Source organism: Serratia sp. CY52157 (assembly GCF_052168495.1).
In the GTDB taxonomy this organism is placed as follows: domain Bacteria; phylum Pseudomonadota; class Gammaproteobacteria; order Enterobacterales; family Enterobacteriaceae; genus Serratia; species Serratia ureilytica.
Map to the genome: position 1 here is coordinate 26,012 of NZ_JBJNMO010000007.1, position 20,652 is coordinate 46,663.

Annotated in this window: 30 protein-coding genes; 17 read left to right on the forward strand and 13 right to left on the reverse strand. The window is 61.0% G+C overall.

Translation table 11 applies throughout. From position 1 onward, the window contains the following. The first annotated feature begins 45 nt into the window (after positions 1 to 45). The 5 genes from ACJ8IP_RS20055 (at position 46) to ACJ8IP_RS20075 (ending at position 2,795) form a co-directional block, all read left to right on the forward strand. A complete protein-coding gene (locus tag ACJ8IP_RS20055; RefSeq protein WP_442524502.1) occupies positions 46 to 990 on the forward strand; it encodes an MBL fold metallo-hydrolase in 945 nt (314 codons plus the stop codon). A gap of 153 nt (positions 991 to 1,143) precedes the next feature. Beyond that, positions 1,144 to 1,884 (forward strand): SDR family oxidoreductase, encoded by a 741-nt coding sequence (locus ACJ8IP_RS20060; protein ID WP_042785246.1) that lies wholly within the window; start codon positions 1,144 to 1,146, stop codon positions 1,882 to 1,884. Between the two features lie 64 nt (positions 1,885 to 1,948). Further along, on the forward strand, positions 1,949 to 2,143 hold the full coding sequence (locus ACJ8IP_RS20065; protein ID WP_046897850.1) for a DUF1289 domain-containing protein: 195 nt from the start codon (positions 1,949 to 1,951) through the stop codon (positions 2,141 to 2,143). A gap of 77 nt (positions 2,144 to 2,220) precedes the next feature. Continuing rightward, on the forward strand, positions 2,221 to 2,508 hold the full coding sequence (locus ACJ8IP_RS20070; protein ID WP_033639547.1) for a CopG family ribbon-helix-helix protein: 288 nt from the start codon (positions 2,221 to 2,223) through the stop codon (positions 2,506 to 2,508). Beyond that, the gene (locus ACJ8IP_RS20075; RefSeq protein ID WP_033639548.1) at positions 2,508 to 2,795 is read left to right on the forward strand and encodes a type II toxin-antitoxin system RelE/ParE family toxin; all 288 of its coding nucleotides are present in this window, start codon (positions 2,508 to 2,510) and stop codon (positions 2,793 to 2,795) included. The genes ACJ8IP_RS20070 and ACJ8IP_RS20075 overlap by 1 nt, the downstream gene beginning before the upstream one ends. Positions 2,796 to 2,838: 43 nt before the next feature. Here the strand turns inward: ACJ8IP_RS20075 and nrdF are convergent, their stop codons facing one another. The 5 genes from nrdF to ACJ8IP_RS20100 form a co-directional block, all read right to left on the reverse strand. Beyond that, entirely contained in the window at positions 2,839 to 3,810 is a 972-nt protein-coding gene (nrdF, locus tag ACJ8IP_RS20080) for a class 1b ribonucleoside-diphosphate reductase subunit beta (RefSeq protein WP_033639549.1), read from the reverse strand. A gap of 8 nt (positions 3,811 to 3,818) precedes the next feature. Then, positions 3,819 to 5,963, reverse strand: coding sequence for a class 1b ribonucleoside-diphosphate reductase subunit alpha (gene nrdE / locus ACJ8IP_RS20085; protein ID WP_071845116.1), 2,145 nt, complete (start codon positions 5,961 to 5,963; stop codon positions 3,819 to 3,821). Further along, positions 5,945 to 6,349 (reverse strand): class Ib ribonucleoside-diphosphate reductase assembly flavoprotein NrdI, encoded by a 405-nt coding sequence (nrdI, locus tag ACJ8IP_RS20090; protein ID WP_004928930.1) that lies wholly within the window; start codon positions 6,347 to 6,349, stop codon positions 5,945 to 5,947. The genes nrdE and nrdI overlap by 19 nt, the downstream gene beginning before the upstream one ends. Before the next feature lie 9 nt (positions 6,350 to 6,358). Further along, positions 6,359 to 6,589, reverse strand: a complete 231-nt coding sequence (locus ACJ8IP_RS20095; protein WP_108681809.1) for a redoxin NrdH — start codon at positions 6,587 to 6,589, stop codon at positions 6,359 to 6,361. A gap of 272 nt (positions 6,590 to 6,861) precedes the next feature. Further along, the gene (locus ACJ8IP_RS20100; protein ID WP_042785242.1) at positions 6,862 to 7,293 is read right to left on the reverse strand and encodes a carboxymuconolactone decarboxylase family protein; all 432 of its coding nucleotides are present in this window, start codon (positions 7,291 to 7,293) and stop codon (positions 6,862 to 6,864) included. A 95-nt stretch (positions 7,294 to 7,388) separates the two neighbouring features. Between ACJ8IP_RS20100 and pdxR the strand changes: the two genes are divergently transcribed. Continuing rightward, a complete protein-coding gene (gene pdxR / locus ACJ8IP_RS20105; protein WP_072627097.1) occupies positions 7,389 to 8,813 on the forward strand; it encodes a MocR-like pyridoxine biosynthesis transcription factor PdxR in 1,425 nt (474 codons plus the stop codon). Positions 8,814 to 8,880: 67 nt separating this feature from the next. Here the strand turns inward: pdxR and ACJ8IP_RS20110 are convergent, their stop codons facing one another. Beyond that, the gene (locus ACJ8IP_RS20110) at positions 8,881 to 9,189 is read right to left on the reverse strand and encodes a DUF883 family protein (protein ID WP_004928950.1); all 309 of its coding nucleotides are present in this window, start codon (positions 9,187 to 9,189) and stop codon (positions 8,881 to 8,883) included. Positions 9,190 to 9,418: 229 nt separating this feature from the next. On the opposite strand from ACJ8IP_RS20110, the gene asr reads away from it, so the two are divergent. Beyond that, positions 9,419 to 9,769: an acid resistance repetitive basic protein Asr gene (gene asr / locus ACJ8IP_RS20115; protein WP_004928953.1), complete on the forward strand. Its 351-nt coding sequence runs from the start codon at positions 9,419 to 9,421 to the stop codon at positions 9,767 to 9,769. A gap of 195 nt (positions 9,770 to 9,964) precedes the next feature. On the opposite strand, the gene ACJ8IP_RS20120 is transcribed toward asr, so the two are convergent. Both ACJ8IP_RS20120 and ACJ8IP_RS20125 read right to left on the reverse strand, forming a co-directional pair. Then, positions 9,965 to 10,345: a DUF4440 domain-containing protein gene (locus tag ACJ8IP_RS20120; RefSeq protein WP_004928958.1), complete on the reverse strand. Its 381-nt coding sequence runs from the start codon at positions 10,343 to 10,345 to the stop codon at positions 9,965 to 9,967. Continuing rightward, entirely contained in the window at positions 10,342 to 11,724 is a 1,383-nt protein-coding gene (locus tag ACJ8IP_RS20125) for an MFS transporter (protein WP_047025557.1), read from the reverse strand. The genes ACJ8IP_RS20120 and ACJ8IP_RS20125 overlap by 4 nt, the downstream gene beginning before the upstream one ends. Positions 11,725 to 11,829: 105 nt before the next feature. On the opposite strand from ACJ8IP_RS20125, the gene ACJ8IP_RS20130 reads away from it, so the two are divergent. The 3 genes from ACJ8IP_RS20130 to ACJ8IP_RS20140 all read left to right on the forward strand — a co-directional run bounded on the left by ACJ8IP_RS20130 (position 11,830) and on the right by ACJ8IP_RS20140 (position 14,438). Then, the gene (locus tag ACJ8IP_RS20130; protein WP_033644145.1) at positions 11,830 to 12,726 is read left to right on the forward strand and encodes a LysR family transcriptional regulator; all 897 of its coding nucleotides are present in this window, start codon (positions 11,830 to 11,832) and stop codon (positions 12,724 to 12,726) included. Between the two features lie 98 nt (positions 12,727 to 12,824). Beyond that, positions 12,825 to 13,997: an MFS transporter gene (locus ACJ8IP_RS20135; RefSeq protein ID WP_042785238.1), complete on the forward strand. Its 1,173-nt coding sequence runs from the start codon at positions 12,825 to 12,827 to the stop codon at positions 13,995 to 13,997. Between the two features lie 102 nt (positions 13,998 to 14,099). Continuing rightward, positions 14,100 to 14,438 (forward strand): DUF2002 family protein, encoded by a 339-nt coding sequence (locus ACJ8IP_RS20140; protein WP_042785237.1) that lies wholly within the window; start codon positions 14,100 to 14,102, stop codon positions 14,436 to 14,438. A gap of 25 nt (positions 14,439 to 14,463) precedes the next feature. Here ACJ8IP_RS20140 and ACJ8IP_RS20145 read toward each other — a convergent pair whose 3' ends face one another. Both ACJ8IP_RS20145 and ACJ8IP_RS20150 read right to left on the reverse strand, forming a co-directional pair. Further along, positions 14,464 to 14,910: a DUF1198 family protein gene (locus ACJ8IP_RS20145; protein ID WP_033644142.1), complete on the reverse strand. Its 447-nt coding sequence runs from the start codon at positions 14,908 to 14,910 to the stop codon at positions 14,464 to 14,466. Positions 14,911 to 14,977: 67 nt separating this feature from the next. Beyond that, on the reverse strand, positions 14,978 to 15,313 hold the full coding sequence (locus ACJ8IP_RS20150; protein ID WP_033644141.1) for an MbeD/MobD family mobilization/exclusion protein: 336 nt from the start codon (positions 15,311 to 15,313) through the stop codon (positions 14,978 to 14,980). 184 nt (positions 15,314 to 15,497) lie between these two features. Between ACJ8IP_RS20150 and smrA the strand changes: the two genes are divergently transcribed. Continuing rightward, a complete protein-coding gene (smrA, locus tag ACJ8IP_RS20155; protein WP_033651604.1) occupies positions 15,498 to 16,070 on the forward strand; it encodes a DNA endonuclease SmrA in 573 nt (190 codons plus the stop codon). A gap of 50 nt (positions 16,071 to 16,120) precedes the next feature. Here smrA and ACJ8IP_RS20160 read toward each other — a convergent pair whose 3' ends face one another. Further along, positions 16,121 to 16,534, reverse strand: coding sequence for a DoxX family protein (locus ACJ8IP_RS20160; RefSeq protein WP_016929826.1), 414 nt, complete (start codon positions 16,532 to 16,534; stop codon positions 16,121 to 16,123). Between the two features lie 192 nt (positions 16,535 to 16,726). On the opposite strand from ACJ8IP_RS20160, the gene ACJ8IP_RS20165 reads away from it, so the two are divergent. Further along, the gene (locus tag ACJ8IP_RS20165; protein ID WP_164106917.1) at positions 16,727 to 16,957 is read left to right on the forward strand and encodes a (4Fe-4S)-binding protein; all 231 of its coding nucleotides are present in this window, start codon (positions 16,727 to 16,729) and stop codon (positions 16,955 to 16,957) included. 1 nt (position 16,958) lies between these two features. Continuing rightward, positions 16,959 to 17,237 (forward strand): GNAT family N-acetyltransferase, encoded by a 279-nt coding sequence (locus tag ACJ8IP_RS20170; protein ID WP_033644139.1) that lies wholly within the window; start codon positions 16,959 to 16,961, stop codon positions 17,235 to 17,237. Between the two features lie 32 nt (positions 17,238 to 17,269). On the opposite strand, the gene ACJ8IP_RS20175 is transcribed toward ACJ8IP_RS20170, so the two are convergent. Next, complete coding sequence (locus tag ACJ8IP_RS20175; protein WP_016929823.1) at positions 17,270 to 17,452, reverse strand: YodC family protein; 183 nt, start codon at positions 17,450 to 17,452, stop codon at positions 17,270 to 17,272. 120 nt (positions 17,453 to 17,572) lie between these two features. On the opposite strand from ACJ8IP_RS20175, the gene ACJ8IP_RS20180 reads away from it, so the two are divergent. Beyond that, complete coding sequence (locus ACJ8IP_RS20180) at positions 17,573 to 18,088, forward strand: DUF1543 domain-containing protein (protein WP_164106871.1); 516 nt, start codon at positions 17,573 to 17,575, stop codon at positions 18,086 to 18,088. A 137-nt stretch (positions 18,089 to 18,225) separates the two neighbouring features. After that, the gene (locus ACJ8IP_RS20185; RefSeq protein ID WP_164106872.1) at positions 18,226 to 18,726 is read left to right on the forward strand and encodes a GNAT family N-acetyltransferase; all 501 of its coding nucleotides are present in this window, start codon (positions 18,226 to 18,228) and stop codon (positions 18,724 to 18,726) included. Positions 18,727 to 18,785: 59 nt separating this feature from the next. On the opposite strand, the gene ACJ8IP_RS20190 is transcribed toward ACJ8IP_RS20185, so the two are convergent. Then, positions 18,786 to 19,520, reverse strand: a complete 735-nt coding sequence (locus ACJ8IP_RS20190) for a class I SAM-dependent methyltransferase (RefSeq protein ID WP_164106873.1) — start codon at positions 19,518 to 19,520, stop codon at positions 18,786 to 18,788. A 100-nt stretch (positions 19,521 to 19,620) separates the two neighbouring features. On the opposite strand from ACJ8IP_RS20190, the gene ACJ8IP_RS20195 reads away from it, so the two are divergent. Together ACJ8IP_RS20195 and ACJ8IP_RS20200 are read left to right on the forward strand one after the other, a co-directional pair. Continuing rightward, positions 19,621 to 20,073 carry a GNAT family N-acetyltransferase gene (locus tag ACJ8IP_RS20195; RefSeq protein ID WP_108682343.1) on the forward strand — a complete coding sequence of 151 codons (453 nt, stop codon included), beginning with the start codon at positions 19,621 to 19,623 and terminating at the stop codon, positions 20,071 to 20,073. A gap of 118 nt (positions 20,074 to 20,191) precedes the next feature. Further along, positions 20,192 to 20,602: a DUF2946 domain-containing protein gene (locus ACJ8IP_RS20200; protein ID WP_164106874.1), complete on the forward strand. Its 411-nt coding sequence runs from the start codon at positions 20,192 to 20,194 to the stop codon at positions 20,600 to 20,602. The last annotated feature ends 50 nt before the right edge of the window (positions 20,603 to 20,652 follow it).

Genomic DNA, 20,652 nt, shown 5'->3' on the forward strand with positions numbered 1-20,652 from the left:
TTTGCGTCAATACTTAGCGCTGTTCAATTCTCACAAGGAGTCATCATGTTCTGGAAACGTTGTCTGTTGGGCGCGGCGCTGGCCGTTATGTCGTTACAGGCCGGCGCCGCCGCGCCGCAGGCCAAAACCCCGACGCCGGGATTTTACCGCATCATGCTGGGCAGCTTTGAAGTGACCGCGTTGTCCGACGGCATTATTCGCCTGCCGGCGGATAAGCTGTTACTGGGCCGTACGCCGCAGCAGATCGCCGCCGGGGTAGCCGAGCAGCATCAAAGCCTGCCGGTGGTCACGTCGGTCAATGCTTATCTGATCAATACCGGCGACAAGCTGGTGATGATCGACAGCGGCGCCGGCCAACTGCTGGGCGACGGCCTGGGCAAGCTGGTGGATAACCTGCGTGCGGCGGGCTACCAGCCGGAGCAGGTGGATGAGATCTACCTGACCCACATGCACCCGGACCACCTCGGCGGCCTGACGCACGACGGCAAGGCGGTATTCCCCAATGCGGTGGTGCGTGCCGCCAGCCAGGACGCGGACTTCTGGCTAAGCGCGGACAAACTGAAACAGGCCAGCGCGGGCAGTAAAAGCTACTTCGAAAGGGCTCAGGCAGTGATCAAGCCGTATCAGGCGGCCGGCCACTTTAAGCCGTTCAGCGGCGACGGTGAGCTTTCCCCGGGCATTGCCGCCTTTGCCGCCCACGGCCATACGCCGGGGCATAGCGTGTATCAGGTGACCAGCCAGGGCCAGAAGCTGTTGCTGCTGGGGGATCTGATCCACGTGGCGGCGGTGCAGATGCCGCATCCGAAGGTGGCTATCAGCTTTGATAATGACGCCAAGGCGGCGGTCGCTCAGCGGCTGCGGATATTTGGCGACAGCGCGCGGCAGAGCGAGCTGGTGGGGGGCGCACACCTGTCGTTCCCGGGGTTGGGGTATTTGAACCGCCAGGGCGACGGTTACGCCTGGGTGCCATTGAACTACGGCGCGCTGTAATGGAGATGGCCGCCCAACGGGCGGCCATCGTAAGCGCCTTGGGGACATTGTTCGATAATTTGGGATGATGATGCCAGAGAATCGGGGCTTATTCGCCGTGATAAAGAGTGCATTATTAACGTTACCCTCGTCGTTTTCTTTAAGGATCTCCCGATGAATCAGAAAACTCCCTCCGTCGCCATCGTTACCGGCGCATCGCGCGGCATTGGAGCGGCCATCGCCGAGCGTCTGGCCGCCGATGGCTTCACCGTCATCATCAACTATTCGGGCAACCCGGCGCCGGCCGATGAGCTGGTGCGCAAGATTGAACAGGGCGGCGGCCGCGCCTTGAGCGTCAAAGCCGACGTCAGCGATGCATCTGCGGTCGCCCGCCTGTTCGACAGCGCCGAACAGGCGTTTGGCGGCGTCGACGTGCTGGTCAATAACGCCGGGGTGATCGCGCTGGCGCCGGTGGCGGATATGCGTGACGAAGACGTGGATCGCCTGCTCGACATCAATCTGAAAGGCAGCTTCAATGCGATGCGCGAGGCGGCGAAGCGCCTGCGCGACAATGGCCGCATCATCAACTTCTCCTCCAGCGTGGTGGGGTTGCTGCAGCCGGGTTACGGCATGTATGCCGCCAGTAAGGCGGCGATCGAAGCGCTGACCAGCGTGCTGGCGAAAGAACTGCGCGGCCGCAATATCACGGTGAACGCCGTCGCGCCGGGACCGACCGCCACCGGTTTGTTCCTCGACGGCAAAACCCCGGAGCTTATCGAGCGGCTGGCGAAGATGGCGCCGCTGGAGCGCCTGGGCACGCCGGACGATATCGCTGCGGCGGTGGCCTTCCTCGCGGGGGCCGACGGCGGTTGGATCAACGGCCAAACCCTGCGCGCCAACGGCGGCATCATCTGATTGACGACGCACCGCCGCAGGATCGGGTATCCTGTGGCGGAACTCATCACATCAAGGGCAGCGTATGGCGGGCGACAATCAGCAGTTTCATCCCGGCGTCAGGTCGCCCTGCGTCAGCCTGTGTCGGATCGACGACGAAACCCAGCAGTGCCGCGGATGCCGGCGCACGCGGGCGGAGATCGCCGCCTGGCCGACCGCCAGCGACGCGGAGAAACGCGCTATCTGGCGGCGGCTAGAGCTGCGTCAATCGGTGAAATAATCCTCTGCATTATTGCGCTGCCAGACTGCATGTAGCACAATTGAGCTACATGTGATTGACCGACGTGAGGAGCGATTATGTCGACGACGACCATTCGTATTCCAGATGAGCTTAAAGCCCGAGTCGCTGCCGTCGCCGAGCAGGTTGGCGTAACGTCTCACAGCTTTATTTTGCAGGCAATAGCGGAGAAAACGCAGCAGGAAGAGTTGCGCCGCGACTTTGAGAATGAAGCGGAAAAACGCTATGCCAAGATAATTGCGACGGGAGAGACGGTCTCTTGGAAAGAGATGCGCGGTTATTTGGAAAATTACGCAGCGGGTGATACTGCCGCTGTCAAACCTCCGGTTAAAAAATTGGGGCGCTGATGGCAAATGTCGAGTTGGCGCCAGAGGTCAGGGATGATATCGAACGTATTCTCGCTCATTTGGCTCAGTATGGCGCTGCGGATTCAGGGCGGCGCATTCAGGAAATCATCCAGGCAATTGCGGTATTGGAACATAATCCATTGATCGGACGGTCCCTTGGCGCAGGGCTGCGTGAATTGATTATTGGGCAGCAAGCTCGCGGTTATTTGGCGCTCTACAAATACATTCCTGATATCGATACGGCGTTTGTTCTGGCGATCCGCAGTCAGAAAGAACAAGGGTATTGAATGCACGATACCGGCCTGAAAGACCGGCATCGCTGTCATGTCCTCAGAAATCCCAGTCCTCATCCTCGGTGTTGACCGCCTTGCCGATGACGTAGGACGACCCTGAACCGGAGAAGAAGTCGTGGTTTTCGTCGGCGTTCGGCGACAGCGCCGACAGGATCGCCGGGTTGACCTCCGCCATCGCCGGTGGGAACAGCGCTTCATACCCCAGGTTCATCAGCGCTTTGTTGGCGTTATAGTGCAGGAAGGTCTTCACGTCTTCCGTCCAGCCGACGCCGTCGTACAGTTCCTCGGTGTAGCGCACCTCGTTGTCGTACAGGTCCTGCATCAGATCGAAGGCGAAATTTTTCACCTGTTGGCGCCGTGCGGCGTCCACTTTCTCCAGCCCTTTCTGGAACTTATAGCCGATATAGTAGCCGTGCACCGCCTCGTCGCGAATGATCAGGCGGATCAGATCGGCGGTGTTGGTCAGCTTGGCGCGGCTGGACCAGTACATCGGCAGGTAAAAGCCCGAATAGAACAGGAACGACTCGAGGAACACGCTGGCGACTTTTTTCAGCAGCGGATCGTCGCTGCGGTAGTGCGCCAGAATGATGCCGGCTTTCTTCTGCAGCGCGCGGTTTTCCTCGCTCCAGCGATAGGCGTCATCCACGTCCGGCGTTTGGCACAGGGTAGAGAAGATTGAGCTGTAAGAGCGGGCGTGCACCGCCTCCATAAAGCTGATGTTGGAGTACACCGCCTCTTCGTGCGGCGTCAGCGCATCGGCGATCAGGGCCGGCGCGCCGACGGTGTTCTGGATGGTGTCCAGCAGCGTCAACCCGGTGAACACCCGAATGGTCAGCTGCTGCTCCTTCGGCGTCAGCGTGGCCCAAGAGGGGATATCGTTGGACAGCGGCACCTTCTCCGGCAGCCAGAAGTTGGAGGTCAGGCGGTTCCACACCTCCAGATCCTTGTCGTCTTCGATGATGTTCCAGTTGATGGCGCGCACCAGCGGCGCCGATGTTACGGTCGTCATAAGTTGCCTCACAGCGCGCAGGACACGCAGCCCTGCACCTCGGTGCCTTCCAGCGCCATCTGGCGCAGGCGGATGTAGTAAATGGTTTTGATGCCTTTGCGCCAGGCGTAGATCTGCGCGCGGTTGATGTCGCGGGTGGTGGCGGTATCGCGGAAGAACAACGTCAGCGACAGCCCCTGATCGACGTGTTGCGTCGCGGCGGCATAGGTATCGATGATTTTTTCCGGGCCAATCTCGTAGGCATCCTGGTAATACGCCAGGTTGTCGTTGGTCATGTACGGCGCCGGATAGTAAACGCGGCCGATCTTGCCTTCCTTGCGGATCTCGATGCGCGAGACGATCGGATGGATGCTGGAGGTGGCGTTGTTGATGTACGAGATGGAACCGGTCGGCGGCACCGCCTGCAGGTTCTGGTTGTACAGCCCGTGCATCATCACCGACTGGCGCAGCGCGCGCCACTCATCGCGGCCCGGAATGGCGATGCCGGCGGCGGCGAACAGCTCGCGCACCCGCTCGGTCTGCGGCAGCCAGTCGCGTTCGGTGTATTTGTCGAAGTACTCGCCGCTGGCATAGCGCGAGTGCTCAAAGCCGTCGAACGCGCCGCCGCGTTCGATCGCCAGCCGGTTCGAGGCGCGGATGGCGTGATAGGCCACGGTATAGAAATAGAGATTGGTGAAGTCGATGCCTTCTTCCGAGCCGTAGAAGATGCGCTCGCGCGCCAGGTAACCGTGCAGGTTCATCTGGCCCAGACCGATGGCGCGGGCGCTGCGGTTGCCTTCGGCGATCGACGGCACCGAGCGGATATCGCTCATGTCGGCCACCGCGGTCAGCGCGCGGATCGCGGTCTCGATCGCCTTGCCGAAGTCCGGCGCGTCCATGGTTTTGGCGATGTTCAGCGAGCCGAGGTTGCAGGAGATATCCTTGCCGATGCGATCGTAGCTCAGATCCTCGTGATAGGTGCTGGCGCGGTTGACCTGCAGGATTTCCGAACACAGGTTGCTCATGTTGATGCGCCCGGCGATCGGATTCTCCCGGTTGACCGTGTCCTCGAACATGACGTAGGGGTAGCCGGATTCGAACTGGATCTCCGCCAGCACCTGGAAGAACTCGCGCGCGTTGATGCGCGACTTGCGGATGCGCTTGTCGTCCACCATCTCGCGGTATTTTTCACTGACGCTGATTTCAGACAGCGGCGTGCCATACACCCGTTCGACGTCGTAGGGCGAGAACAGGTACATTTCTTCGTTGTTCTTCGCCAGTTCGAAGGTGATATCCGGGATCACCACCCCCAGCGACAGCGTTTTGATGCGGATCTTCTCGTCGGCGTTTTCCCGCTTGGTGTCGAGAAAACGCAGGATATCCGGGTGGTGAGCGTTGAGATACACCGCGCCGGCCCCCTGGCGCGCGCCGAGCTGGTTGGCGTAGGAGAAGGCGTCTTCGAGCATTTTCATGATCGGAATGACGCCGGAGGACTGGTTCTCGATGCGTTTGATCGGCGCGCCCACCTCGCGAATGTTGCTCAGCATGAAGGCCACGCCGCCGCCGCGTTTCGACAGCTGCAGCGCGGAGTTCACCGCCCGGCCGATCGATTCCATATTGTCTTCGATGCGCAGCAGGAAGCAGGAGACCAGCTCACCGCGCTGGCGTTTGCCGCAGTTGAGGAAGGTCGGCGTGGCCGGCTGGAAGCGGCCCGAAATCATCTCTTCCACCAGATCCTGCGCCAGGGCGGTGTCGCCCGCCGCCAGCGTCAGCGCCACCATGCACACCCGGTCTTCGTAGCGTTCCAGATAGCGCTTGCCGTCGAAGGTTTTGAGCGTATAGCTGGTGTAGTACTTGAAGGCCCCGAGGAAAGTCTCGAAGCGGAATTTTTTGGCGTAGGCCTGCTGGAACAGCTGCTTGATAAACGGGAATTCGTACTGCGCCAGCACCTGCGGCTCGTAGTAGCCTTCTTCCACCAGATAGCGCAGCTTTTCCTCCAGGTTATGGAAGAACACGGTGTTTTGGTTGACGTGCTGCAGGAAGTAGTGCCGCGCCGCCAGCCGATCTTTATCGAACTGGATCCGGCCTTCCGCATCGTAAAGATTGAGCATCGCGTTGAGCGAATGGTAATCCAGGGCGCCCGTCTCGGGCCTGGTCAGTTCTGTCGTTGCCAAAATGCGGTTACTCCCTGTCTAACGTTTTCAACGTCTTGCGTAGTGCCGAGCAGCTCGAAGCGGTACAAGAAAGGCACCTGGCATTTTTTGGCGATGATGTCGCCGGCGATGCCGTACGCTGCGCCGAAGTTGGTGTTCCCGGCGGCGATGACGCCGCGCAGGTATGAACGGTTTTGCGGAACGTTGAGAAAGCGGATCACCTGGATCGGCACCGCGCCGACGGCGCTGCCGCCGCCATAGCTGGGCACGATCAAGATATAGGGCTGTTCCATCAGCAATTTGCTGCGGGCGCCGGCGATCGGAATGCGGATCGCCGGCAGGCCCAGTTTCTCAACGAATCGGTGGGTGTTCTCCGAGCTGCTGGAGAAATAGACCAGCGGATTCATCGTCGGGCCTCAGCAGGTGAGCGCCAGCGCGCCGATTTTGTCCGGCCGGAAACCGGCCCAGTGATCGTCACCGGCGATAATCACCGGAACTTGCTGATAACCTAAGGATTTAACGTGGTCCAGCGCCTGCGGATCCTGGGTGAGGTCGATCACCTGATAATCAATCCCCTGTTTATCAAATGCGCGATAGGTGGCGTTGCACTGGACACAGCCCGGCTTACTATAAATAATAATGCTCATGATTCGCATTTACCTTTAGGCTGAAGGAAAGGCGGACAAGTCAGAGAACGGAGCATTGTTCCTGGCGTTTCTGACGGCGTTATCAGCCGAACAATATTCCCTGCGGCTGATAGATAAAATACTATATGTTGATATTTATTTTATCAACCGCGCTATATATGGTGTTTTTTCGGGTTTTGCGCGCAGGCCGCGCCGGGGCTGGAAAAGGCGAGGGGAAAAATTTTTGCGGGTGTGAAATTCCCCCTCTCGGTGAAGAGGGGGAGGCGAGCGCATTACTGGCGCATGCTGACGGCCAGCCGATTGAAGGCGTTCATGATGCTGATGGCGAAGGTCAGATCGGCGATCTCGGTATCGCTGAAGTGCGCCTTCAGCGCCTCGAAAGCGCTGTCCGGCGCGCCGGTGGCGGCGATCAGCGTAACCGACTCGGCCCACTCCAGCGCCGCGCGTTCACGCTCGCTGAATTCATGGCTGACGCGCCAGCCCGCCAACGTATCCAGCTTGGCATGGCTGAAGCCGCTTTCGCGCAGCGCTTTGCCGTGCATGTCCAGGCAGTAGGCGCAGCCGTTGATCTGCGAAACGCGCATAAACATCAACTCGATGGTCGCTTTGTCCAGGGCGCCTTTCTCCAGCGCCATCAGCGCGCTCACCATATTTTTGTACGGGGCGGGCGCCAGCTCGGCATAGTTCAAACGTGGCTTAATCATGGTCAACCTCAATTGATAGTAACGAAATCATGGCGCTACTTTAGCGGCCTTATGGTCTATGCTATAGGGCCATAAAATGATTATTTAACCGGGCCATGATGCCACCGTTCCTGACTTCATTGCGGCTGGACAGCCGGCTCGCCGAGCCGCTGTACCGGCAGATTTACCAGCGGATTAAAGACGCCATTGCCCAGGGCAGCCTGGCGGCAGGCAGCCGGTTGCCCTCAGTGCGCGGGTTGGCGAGCGATTTGGGCGTGGCGCGCGCCACGGTGGAAAGCGCCTACGCGCAACTTATTGCCGAAGGTTTCTTGCAGAGCCGGGGGCAGGCGGGCACCTATGTCTCGCCGCAGTTGCCGCACATGCCGCCGGGCGCGATGCCCGCTGCGCCGCCGCTGGCGACGATAGCGCCCGATCCGCTGCAGCCGCAGGGCATGCTGCAGCCTTTCCAACTGGGCGTGCCGGCGCTGGATGCGTTTCCTCGGGCGCTGTGGCAGCGCATTGTCGCCCGCCAGCTGCGCGGTTCCACGGCGGCTTCCCTGGCGCTGCCGCCGGCCGGCGGCCTGCCTGAACTGCGTGAGGCGATCGCCCATTATCTGCATTTGTCGCGCGGCATCAGCTGCCGGCCGGAGCAAATTTTCCTCTGCGCCGGTTATCCGGCGTTGCTGGACTGGGTGACGGAGACGCTGTTGCACGCCGGCGACGCGGTATGGATCGAAGATCCCGGCTATCCGGTCACGCGCCCGCTGTTGCGAGCCGCCGGCGTCAGGCCGGTCGCCGTGCCGGTGGATGAACAGGGCATGGACGTGGCCGCGGGTATGCTGACGGCGCCTGAGGCGCGGCTGGCGGTGGTGACGCCGACCCATCAAAGCCCGCTCGGCGTCTCGCTCAGCCTGGCGCGGCGGGTGGCGCTGCTCGACTGGGCGCAGCAGCGCGGGGCCTGGATCCTTGAGGATGACTACGACAGCGAGTTTCGCTATCACGGGCGGCCGCTGCCGCCGCTGAAGAGCCTCGATGTTCAGGGGCGGGTGCTGTACGCCGGCACCTTCAGCAAAACGCTGTTCCCGGCGCTGCGCATGGCTTATTTAGTGGTGCCCGTCGGCCTCACGGAGGCCTTTGCGCGCAGCAGCCGGCTGCGCGGCTGCGGTTGCCCGCCGCTGCTGCAGGCCGGCGTGGCGGATTTTATCCGGCAAGGGCATTTCTATCGCCACCTGAAACGCATGCGGCCGTTGTACCGCCAGCGGCGCGAGTGGCTGACGCTGGCGTTGGAGCGGCAACTGGGGGCGTGGCTGACGACGGTGCCGCAACAGGGCGGCATTCAGCTGTTGGCCCGGCTGCGCGACGGCTTGGCGGATGCGCCGTTGGCGGCGCAAGCCTGGCAGCAGGGGCTGGCGGTGCAGGCGTTGTCTGACTGGCGAATCGACCATCCGGCGGGGCAAGGGTTACTGCTGGGGTTCGCCAATTTCAGCCGGCGAGAGGAGGCGGAGCGGGCGGTACAGGGGCTGGCGCAGCTGTTTCGCTAAAATTAAACGGCCCGCGATTTCCGCGGGCCAGACGCACATCTGTTTTATCTTTATGACTGCAGGGGTGTTAACGCCGGGCAAGCAGCACGCCGAGCACGATGCCGACGGCGGCACCGATCCCTACGCCCTGCCAAGGTTTGTCACGCACATAGCTGTCGGCTTGATCGACCGCGTCGCGCGCATGCTGTGTCAGACTGGTGGAACCGTTGAATCGCGCTCGCGCGTCGCGCAGCACGCCTTTCGCCTTGCTGTGCAGCTCTTTCAGTTCCTCTTTGGTCTTGTCACCGGACTCGCGCAACACTTCATCCAGCGTATCGGCCAACAGAGTCACATCCTGATCGATATCGCGTTCTGTTCTTTCCGCTTTCTTAAACATTCAGCTCTCCATTTCGACACATGTCTTTTAAGTGTAGACCATGCCGAGATTTGTGTGGCCGATCACGGAAAAAAACCGCCGTCACGCAGGTGTTTGCCGGCACCTGGGCTTTGTACATTTGGTTACTCGGCGAAACCAATCACTCACGGAAACGGCCGTTTGATTCCACTAGTATCTGTTTCAACGGCTCCACCGGAGCTTACCGAAACAACACTCTGAGGATTTAAAGATGAAAAAAGTATTAGCGCTGATCGTTGCTGCCACTATGGGTCTGTCTTCTGTTGCTTTCGCTGCTGATACTGCAGCTACTGCTCCGGCTACCACCACCGCGCCAGCTGCGACCACCACTACCGCTGCGCCAGCGGCTGCTGCTGAAAAAGCGCCAGCTAAAGCAACGCACCACAAGAAAGCCAAGCACCACAAAAAAGCGCCAGCCCAGAAAGCTCAGGCCGCTAAAAAGCACCACAAAAAAGCGCCAGCTCAGAAAGCCCAGGCTGCTAAAAAACACCACAAAAAAGCGCCAGTGCAGAAAGCTCAGGCCGCTAAAAAACACCACAAAAAAGCCGGTAAAAAAGCTTAATTAAGTGATGTTTGCGGAACCGGAAGGTTCCGCACGCTCCAGTCCGTACTCCAGACACCCGGTTCTTCCGGGTGTCTTCTTTTGAGGCGACGCACGATGATCAATCGCTATCTGTTTGAAGTTATTTTCAGCGCGGTAACCCTGTGCGGGGTGATCGTCGGTTGGGAACTGTTTCTGGCCGGCAGCTTCCTGTAATTATTGCGCCGCGGCGGTTTCGTGCAAATGCCGCCAGCCGAGCGCGTCGGGCAGGCGTTCAAACACCACCGTGGAGTAGCGCAGCGTGGCGCTTTGCCCCGGCAGACTCTGTTTTTCCCGGTAGCTGACTACCGCGCCAGTCGGCCATTCGGCCACCAGCTTCATCTCTTCTATCTCGATTTCCAGTCCCGGTTTGGCGGCGCGATGCGCGCGGAAAAAAGCGCACAGCGCGGTGAAATCCAGCGGGGCGCCGTTCAGCGCGATCATGCTGAAATCCGGCGTAAAGCGCGCCAGCAGCGCTTGCTCCTCTCCGGCGCCTTTGCCCAGCCAGCGTTCAATGGCGATGTGGGCGTCGATCACTTCGGTAAAATACGGGTTCATAAAGCATCCTGTTGAGCGTTGAGTTGGCGCACGATGGCGCGGTTGGCGAGGCGCAGACACAGCAACAGCGGGATAAGTGCGCTGGCGCCCGCCAGAATGAAGCAGGTTCGGTAAGCCGCCGCGGGCGGCAACACGGCCAGCAGCAGATTCAGCAGCAGGCTGAGCAGCGCCACGCCGAGGCAAAAACTGAGCTGGCGGTTGATATTCCACAGTGCGCTGGCGTCCGCCAATTGGCCGTCGGGGATCTGCAGAAACGCGCTGCTCTGCGCGGTGCTGCTGCACAGACTGCCGCCGAACCCCATCAGGGCGAAGGCGGCGATCTGCAACGCGTGCTGCCCGGCCTGATCGATCTGCGCCAGCGTCAGCATGCCGGCGCCTTGCAATAGGCAGCCGGCGATCAGCAGCGGCCGCGGGCCGAGGCGATTAAAGCTTTTGCCGGTCAACGTGATGGCCAGGAACGACGCCAGCGCCCAGGGCAGCATCAGGCCGCCGACCTGCGCGGCGGGCATCCCCAGCTGGTTTTGCAAATACAGCATCGCCACCAGGCTGACGCCGATGAACAGGCCGGGAATGCACAAATAAACCGCCATGGCGTTGCGCAGCAGCGGATCGCCGACCAGCCGCAGGTTCAGCAGCGGCTGCGGGGTGCGCAGGCTATGGCGCAGATAATAGGCCAGCACCAGCAGCCCGGCGGCCAGCAGCGCCGCGCCGGAAACCTGATGACCGGCTTCGCTCAGCCGGGTCAGGCCGAGCAGCAGCAGCGTCAGCGCCGCGCAGGCGCTCAGTAATCCTGTCGCGTCGAGCGGTTTGCACGCCGCCGTCGGCGTTTCCGCACGTAGCCACAGCGCCGCCAGCGCCAGGGCCAGGGCCGCCAGCGGCAGGTTGGCGAAAAACACCCAGCGCCAGTCCAACCGATCGACGAGCCAGCCGCCCAGCGCCGGTGACAGCGCCGGCGCCAGCAGCCCCACCAACATGATGGCGGCCGACAGCCCGGCGCGTTCATGGCTGCGGTACAGCTGATAGGTCAGGGTCTGGCCGATGGGGATCAGCAAACCGCCGCCCATGCCCTGCAGGGTGCGCCAGCCGATCAGCGCGCCGATGCTGTCGGCGTTGCCCGCGCCGAGGGTGGCCAGCATGAACAGCGCCAGCGAGAGCAGAAACACCCGCCGCCCGCCGATGCGCTGCGCCAGCCAGGCGCTGAGCGGGATCACCAGCGTCAGGCCGAGAATATAGCCGTTGCTGACCCACGCCAGCTGGCTGACCGACGCCGCCATCGCCTGGCCGATGGCGGGGTAGGCGACGTTGGCGATAAACATATTGATCAGATCGACGAAAAAGCCGAGCAGATAGACGATTGCCACTTTGCTGCGATAAGACATGGTGCCTCCGGTTGAAGGCGAGCAGTGTATCGGGGGGAAAAGTGCGGATAAATCGGCGGCGGGCGATTACACTGTCAAAATGATTTTGACAATAAGGGCGGCGAAATGCTGAATTTGCAGCGTCTGGCGATCTTCGCGGCGGTGGTGGAAGCGGGCAGCTTTACCGCGGCGGCGGCGGCGCTGGGGCAAACCAAGGCGGTGGTGAGCTTTAACGTCAAGCAGCTGGAGAATGAGCTGGGGGTGTCACTGCTGGCGCGCAGCACCCGCCGATTGTCGCTGACCGATGCCGGCGAACGCTTCTACCAGCGCAGCCTGCAGCTGTTGCAGGAGGCCGAGAACGTGCTCGACGACGTGCGACGCGATCATCACGGGCTGAGCGGCGTGCTGCGCATCACCAGCACGCCTGAGTATGGCGCGCAGGTCGTGGTGCCGGCGCTGGCGGCGTTTTCGCGGCAGCATCCGCGCCTGCGCATCCAGCATGTGTCTTCCTCTTATCATGCCGATCTGATCTCTGAGCGCTTCGACGTGGCGATCCGCCTGGGCCAGCTGGCGGATTCCAGCCACCGCGCGGCGCTGATCGACAGCTTCGCCATCTTTCCGGTGGCGGCGCCGAATTATCTGGCCGAGCGGCCGATTCATTCGCTGACGGATCTGGCGCAGGCGCAGTGGATCGCCCACAGCCGGCTCAGTTCGCCCCTCAGCTGGCAGGTGGTCACGCCGCAGCGCGACGCGGTGCTGTTCAAGGTCGCGGATGCGGCGACGCTCACCGGCGACAGCGCCGCGGCATTGCTGGCGTTCGCCCTGCATGGCGCCGGGGTGGCGCTGCTGCCGGCGTGGCTGGCGCAGCCCGACATAGACGCCGGCAGGCTGCAACGGTTGCTGCCGGATCACCGTTTCCCCGAGCAGAGTATCTATGCGCTCTACCCGAACACCCGCCACGTGCCGGAGAAGGTGCGGGCGTTTATCGATTTTCTGCGTGCGCGGGTGGCGGCAAACCGTTAGCGAAATAATAATTCGTTATCACTCTCTCATTTATCATCAAATCTCGTCGGGGTATGCTGGAGGGCTTCGTCTACCCCGTCCGATGCGAGCCGCCTTCGATGACCGCAGAAAATAACCTCCAACTGAACCGACGTATTTTGTCCGTGGTGATGTTCACCTTCGTCTGCTACCTGACCATCGGCCTGCCGCTGGCGGTGTTGCCGGGGTTTGTGCATGACCACCTGGGCTACAACTCGGTGCTGGCGGGCCTTATCATCAGCGCGCAGTACTTCGCCACGCTGTTCAGCCGCCCGCATGCCGGGCGTTACGCCGATCAGTTGGGGCCGAAGAAGGTGGTGCTGTTCGGCCTGGCCTGCTGCGGCGCCAGCGGCCTGTTTTACGCGCTGGCGTTCGGCGTTGACGGTTGGCCATGGCTCAGCCTGCTGCTGCTGTGCGTGGGACGGGTGTTTCTCGGCGTCGGCGAAAGCTTCGCCAGCACCGGCTCCACGCTGTGGGGCATCGGCCGGGTTGGGGCGATGCACACCGCGCGGGTGATCTCCTGGAACGGCGTCGCCACCTACGGCGCGATGGCGGCCGGCGCGCCGCTCGGCGTGTATCTGAATCAGCAGTGGGGCTTGGCCGGGGTGGCGGCGCTGATCGTGCTGGCGGTTGCGGTGGCGCTGTTGTTGGCGAGCGGCAAGCCGGACGTCTCGATCGCCGCCGGGCAACGCATCGCCTTTCGCGCGGTGTTCGGCCGCATTTGGGCCTATGGTCTCGGGCTGGCGATGGGCACCGTCGGCTTCGGCGTGATCGCCACGTTCATCACCCTTTACTACGCCGACAAAGGCTGGAGCGGCGCGGCGTTTTCGCTGACGCTGTTCAGCTGCGCCTTCGTCGGCATTCGCCTGATCTTCAGCAATGTCATCAACCGCCACGGCGGGTTGAAGGTGACGCTGGCGTCGTTTCTGGTTGAGATCGTCGGGCTGCTGTTGATTTGGCAGGCCGGCGAGCCCTGGATGGTGCAAACCGGCGCATTGCTGGCCGGCGCCGGTTTTTCGCTGGTGTTCCCGGCGCTGGGCGTTGAGGCGGTGAAACAGGTGCCGCCGCAGAATCAGGGCACGGCGCTCGGCACCTATTCGGCGTTCCTCGACCTGGCGTTGGGCATCACCGGCCCGCTGGCCGGGCTGCTGATTGGGCAGGCGGGCGTGCCGTCGATTTATCTGGCGGCGGCGCTGCTGGTGGCGCTCGGGGTGTTGCTCACTCTGCGCCTGCTGCAGCGCAGCCGGGCCTGATTCAGGAATAGTCCGAAACCCGGATTCCTCCCCAGAAAATCATTGTTTCGGTGAATGATTACGGTAAGGTCGCTCAGCGGTCCAGAATGAGAGGAGGAATCGATGTATTTACGGCCGGATGAAGTGGCTAAAGTGTTGGAGAATACCGGCTTTGAGCGTGATTATGTCACCGATCAGGCCTATGGTTACCGCAAGGGCGCACACTACGTGTATGTGAATCGCGAAGCGCGGATGGGCAGAACCGCGTTGGTGATCCACCCGGCGTTGAAAGAGAGAAGCGTGCATTTCGCCACGCCGACCTCGCCGGTGCGCACCAGCGAGCAATATCTGGAATTTCCCCTGGATTTAAGCAGCGACGCGCCGAATCAGCGTTACGGCATCGCACACGGCTTCAGCTCGCGCGAAGCGCTGTCGCGTTACCTCTACAGCATGTTCCTGTAAACGGTCCCCCGCCAGGGGGACGCTATCAGCCGTGGGCCAACGCTTCGCGGTTGAAACGCTCGTTGTAGGCGCGGCGGAACTGCGCCAGTTCAAACGCATCGATATCCAACTCGGCGAAGTAAAACAGCGCCGCTTCGGTGTGCTCGGCGTGCAGCTCCGGCGACAGCCCGGCGCGCAGCAGCACGTCGCGCCAATGGCCAATCTGCTCGTCGTCCGCCTGTTTGATGAACGTCAGGTAGATGAACAGCAGGTAAGCGGCCTGGTGCATCTCTTCGGTATAGCCGTTGTTCAGCATGCGGATAAAGGTCTGGCTTTGGCGGCCGCCCATTTCCTGGATCATCGATTCGATCAGCATCGGTTTGACCCTCAGCAGATGGGCCAGCGAATCGATGGCTTTACGGGTGTCGGACGTCAAAATGCGGTAACCGATGATGAATACGACGATCAGGGCGGCGAGGATGATCCAGGTCATTTAGGCTTTATTACACTCTCAATACGCCAGAAGAGGGGCGGGAGGCGCTGTGCGACAGCGCCCGCTATCAATGCTGTTCGCCGCTGAAATTACCGACCGCGCTCTGTTGGCGCAGGTGGTGATTGAAGGTGGCCGCGTCTTTGGCCAGCGCGTCCAGATGGGCGCCGAGCATTTTGATCTGCTTGACCAGCGCATGCTGCTCCGGCACCGAACTGGCGGTGCTCAGTTTGCGCGCCAGTTGTTCATTCTGCGCCCGCAGCGCGGCTTCGCGCTGTTTGGCTTCTTCCAGCAGTTGCTGCAGCGCCTGGTAGCTCCGCTGCCATTCGCGGTGTTGCCGTTCGAAGCTGCTCTGCAACTCATTCATCGCATTTTGAAACTGGATTTCCAGCTCGCGCATTGTCATGGGCTCGATCCTTTGCGGCACTCAATGATGGCTTAGCAGTATAGCGAAAACTGCTCGCAAGCTCACCCGTTGACGACAATTGAGACAAATGCCGCTGACAATTCCCGGCTTGCAACCGCGCCAAGGCGTCTTACAATCGTCCCCATCCCCGGCCGTAAAGGCTGCCGTTCAAGAGAGGTGGAACATGAGCGAGCAGGAAAAAGACTTTTTTGAACAGGCGATGGCAGACGTGGTGCCGCTGGCGAGCAGGCGGCAGACGCTGTACCTCAAGCCGCAGGAGGCGGTGGACAAAAGCGCGCGGCGCGAAGCGCAGCGGCTGCGGCAGGAAAACTTCCTCAGCACCGATTTCCTCGAGGTGATCCCCTGCGATCGGCCGCTGGAGTTCAAAGGGGAAGGCATTCAGCAGGGCGTGCTGGACAAGCTGCGCAATGGGCGTTACCCGCCGCAGGCGTCGCTGAATTTGCTGCGTCAGCCGGTTGAAGCCAGCCGGCAGGCGCTGTTCCGCTTCATTATGCAGGCGGAGGCGCAAAATCTGCGTTCGCTGCTGATCGTGCACGGCCGCGGGCGGCAGAACGAAAGCCATCCGAATATCGTGCGCAGTTACGTCGCCAAATGGCTGGCGCAGTTTGAACAGGTGCAGGCGTTTTGCCGCGCCTTACCGCGCGACGGCGGCGAGGGCGCCTGCTATGTCACGCTGCGTAAATCGGCGCAGGCCAGGGCGGAAAACTTTGAGCGCCACGCCAAGCGCAGCCGGTGAAAGGATAGCCGAAATAAAATGGCCGGCGCATATCGCCGGCCATCGATGAATTATTTATTAAATATTTTATAGTCCAGCGAATAACGGCCGGCGCCAGTCACCGCCAGCAGCAGCAAACCGCCAATGATGCTGATGTTTTTAAAGAAGTTGATTTCGTTGCCCATCATTTCCATGCCGGTCATTTTCCAGAACGGATGGCCGATAAACGCGGTGCCCAACACATACAGGGCAAAAATGACCGCGATAGGGCGAGTAAACAGGCCGAGAATAAGCGCGATGCCGAAAATAAACTCCACCACCACGGCGACAATCGCCGCCAAATAAGGCATCGGCGTGCCATAGCCTTCCATCGCCGTGACGGTCGCACCGAAGTTGACCAGTTTCATCCAGCCGAAAATGATAAACAGAACCATCAGTAGAATGCGGGACAGCAGAATTACGCCGTCTTTTGAGCTATCACCCATTTCGAACTCCTTAGCCACTGTCGGAATTATGTTGTCTTGCTGATTAAAGATTAGAACAATTTACGTTTTTTTCTAGCTGCGGCGGGCGGTTGCGCCACTTTTTTCGGCGGACGAGAGGCGTGGTGAAGCCAGCGGCATTGCCTATACTTGAGCCTGGAGCAAAAACAATAAAACGGGCAATGTGAGGCCATGATGGATGAAGAATTGACCGCCGCCGGTTACCGCCGTTATTCCGGCGACAAGATTGACGTTTATTTTAACAGCGCGATATGCCGCCATTCCGCCAACTGCGTGCGTGGCAACGCGGCTATTTTTACCCTGAATCGCCGGCCGTGGATTATGCTGGACAATGCCGAGCCGGCCGAGGTGAAACGCGTTATCGATACTTGCCCCAGCGGCGCACTGAAATATAGGGAGAAATAATATGGATCATAAAATACTGGCGGACGAGAAGCGTTTTTATATCAATGACGAGCACGGCAAGTTGATCGCCGAGATCTCTTTCGTGCCGAGCGGCGACAAGCTGACCATTATCGATCACACCTGGGTGGATGAGTCATTGAAGGGGCAGGGCGTCGGCAAAAAGCTGGTGGCGCTGGTGGTGGAGAAAATGCGCGCGGAGCAGCGCAAAATCATTCCGCTGTGCCCGTTCGCCAAGCATGAGTTCGATACCACCCCAGCCTATCAGGACATTCGCGCCTGAGGCGATAACGGGGCGCGGCGCGCCCCGGTCATTCAGCAGACGCCGAAATCGCCGTCTTCGTGGTACAGCGCCACCTCGTTGGCCTGCACCTCCGTACGCTGCTCTTTACCCAGTTCATTCCAGCTGCAAACCAGGGTTTCGCCGTCGATCGCCACCACGGTCATCTTCGGGCCGCCGGTGGTGCGTTGTACAAAATCACCGATATTGAATGCCATGCGTTCCTCCACAACAGATTAAACCTCATCTATTGATAACACAGAATGGCGCCGCCGTTGGCAGGCGTTTCGTTATGTATTAAATTACACAGCGACTATTACCAGGAAGAGCAAACTAACATGCCGGGATTATTGATGTTTTATGTGGGCGGTACGGCGCCGGGCGCCAATATTGAGTTGCACGACGTGCAGTTCGCGGCGGCGGATCGGCCGGAAGAAGCGTATCCGCTGCTGCGTGAAAAGTGGTTCGGCGATAAGCGCAAGGTGCATGTCGACGGCTATGCGCGCATCGACTGGGCGGACGGTTACGACGTGAGTCTGGAGCCTGCGCCGTTTACCGGTGAAGAGAAGCTGTTTTTCGTTAACGTGGGCGGCTACCGCAGCGATGAGCTGGCGGAATTGCACCAGTTCGGCCTTTTTGTGGCGCGCTCCGCCGACGAGGCGAAGGAGAAAGCCAAACGGGCGCTGCTGACGGACAGCGCGCAGCAGCACAAAGATGATCTGGCTGAGGTGGACGACTGCCTGCTGCTGCAGGCGCTGCAGGGCTACCACGTTCATCTGCGCGCCAACCCGCACGGCAAGCCCGCCCGGCCGCTGTGGCAGGGGTATCTGCCGATCGGCGAACCCGCGTTATAACGCCGCTTCGCACGCCTGCGGCAGGTTGAGATCGAGGCGTTTCCAATCCAGATGCATGATATTGAAAATGCCGTTCATGCAGCATGAGAGGCGCTGTATGCTGGCAAGCACAGCCATCCACTCACACGGGACTTGCCATGACCATTGAGATTTACCCGGCGCAAAAAAGCGACGCCAAACTGATTCTGGATATGATTATCGAGCTGGCGGTGTACGAAAAGGCGCGCGAGCAGGTGCGGGCCAGCGTGGAGGACATCGAACGCAGCCTGTTTGGGCCGGGCGCCTGTTCCGAAGCGCTGATTTGTACGGTGAACGGCGAGCCGGCGGGCTATGCGGTGTTCTTTATGAGTTACTCCACCTGGCTGGGTAAAAACGGCATCTATCTGGAAGACCTGTACGTGGCGCCAAAGCATCGCGGCGCGGGCGCCGGTAAAACGCTGCTGCGGCACATCGCCCAACTGGCGTGCGAGCGGCAGTGCGGCCGCCTGGAGTGGAGCGTGCTGGACTGGAATCAGCCGGCCATCGATTTCTACCTCAGCATCGGCGCGCAGCCGCAGGACGAGTGGGTGCGTTATCGTATGGAAGGCGAGGCGCTGACGCACTTCGCGGCGCACGGGGCGGCGCTGCCGGTACAATAGCCGTTGGGGGGAGGCGGCCTCCCCAACTGTGGTGGTGTGAACGGTTTACTGCGGATCAATCAGGCGGGTTTGCGGGCGGCGAGAATGAAGATCATCGGGCGTTCCTGCTCTTCGTCCAACGCCGGATTAGCGGCGATTTGCTGCGCGCTGGGGCCCCATTCGTTCAAATGCTGGATGATAAACCCTTGCTGCGCCAGCGGGTTGATATAGCTGCCGAGCGTGCGGTGCTGCTTGATGACGCCTTCCGCCAGCCAGTTGGAGACGCGCCGGCCTTCCCGTTGGTAGCCGTTGACCGGCCAGGATTTCTGCCCGTTGCCGTCGGTCAGCCAGCCCTGCTGCGCCGGGGCGGTGTAGATCGGGTGCTCGGCGGTGAAGATGAACTGCCCGCCCGGTTTCAGCGCGGCGTAAACTGTGGCGAACAGGGCGGCCAGATCCTCGAGGTAGTGCAGCGTCAGCGAGCTGTAGACCAGATCGTAGCTTTCCGGCGGCAGCTGCAGCTGCGCCAAATCCTGCCGACGGTACTCGATGCCCGCGTCGGCGGTCATCTCCCGCGCCTTGGCCAGCATTTTTTCCGAAACGTCCAGCCCCAGCACGCTGGCTGCGCCCTGTTCGCGGGCGCTGCGGCAGAACCAGCCGTAGCCGCAGCCGAGATCGACCACGCTTTTGCCCTGTAAATCCGGCAGGATGCGGCGGATGGCGGGCCATTCCGGCGCGCCGTCCAGGCCGTGCTGCGAGCGGCTGAGCTGCGCATAGCCGTCGAAGAAGGCCTGATTGTCATAGATATTTTGCGTCATGATGACTCCTTGGGGTGAATGACGGCGGCGGAATGCCGCTGCCATACCGTGCATATTGCTGCATAATTCTACGCTGACAACATGAATAACGGGAATGACGATGGACATGATTTCGGTGCGGCAAGCGCCCGAGCTGGCGCCGCGCGCCATTGCGTATTTTCAGCGGCACTGGGCCACGGCAGAGACGCTGATGATGTATGAAGACGCCATCAACCGCAGCCTCGGCGCCGCCAACCCGCTGCCGCAGTGGTACCTGCTGATGGAAAATGACCGGATCCTCGGCTGCGCGGGGCTGATTACCAACGACTTTATCAGCCGTGGGGAATTGTATCCCTGGCTGTGCGCGCTCTACGTAGAAGAGACGCAGCGCGGCAGGGGCTTCGGCGCCAAACTGATTGAGCATGTAGCGGCGGAAACCCGCCGGCTGGGCTTCCCGCAGCTGCACCTGTGCACCGATCTGGAAGGGTACTACGAACGCAGCGGCTTCGTTTATAACGGGCTCGGCTATCATCCCTGGGGCGAAGCCTCGCGGGTCTACTCGCGGGCGCTGTGATCGCCCTCGCCGGGGGCGGGTAAGACAAACCTGACTTTTCTTTCACCTCATCGCGCATCGCGGGTTACACTGGCCGCTTGTTCGCCACCGACCGGGTTAATTCGCCGCCGCGATGAGAGTGCCACGTCAGCTACAGCAACGCTTTACCGCCTGCATCGCCATTTTGGCGGTGCTGTTGCTGTTTGTGGCGCCGATGGTGTCGAAATCGCTGACGCACCACCCGATGATGGGCGGCATGACGCAGACGGCAGCCGCCATGCCGCACGACATGCACGGGATGGCGATGCCCGCCGCCGAACATGCCGGCCACCACGGCATGGACCCGGCGGAGATGATTTTCTGCGGCTATTGCGAGCTGCTGATCCACGTGCCGCTGCTGCTGTGGGCATTCGTCCCGCTGCTGTGGCTGATGACGCGCATCGCGCGCCTGCCTTGCGCGCCGCGCATCGTCCCACCGCCCATTCGGCGCCTTGCTCTGCGGCCGAGCCCGCGCGGGCCGCCCGGCCAGCCGTTTTTCCCTAATGCTTGATCATGGGTAACGCCGTCCGTATCGCTGCGGACGGTTTGCCTGCGTGCACA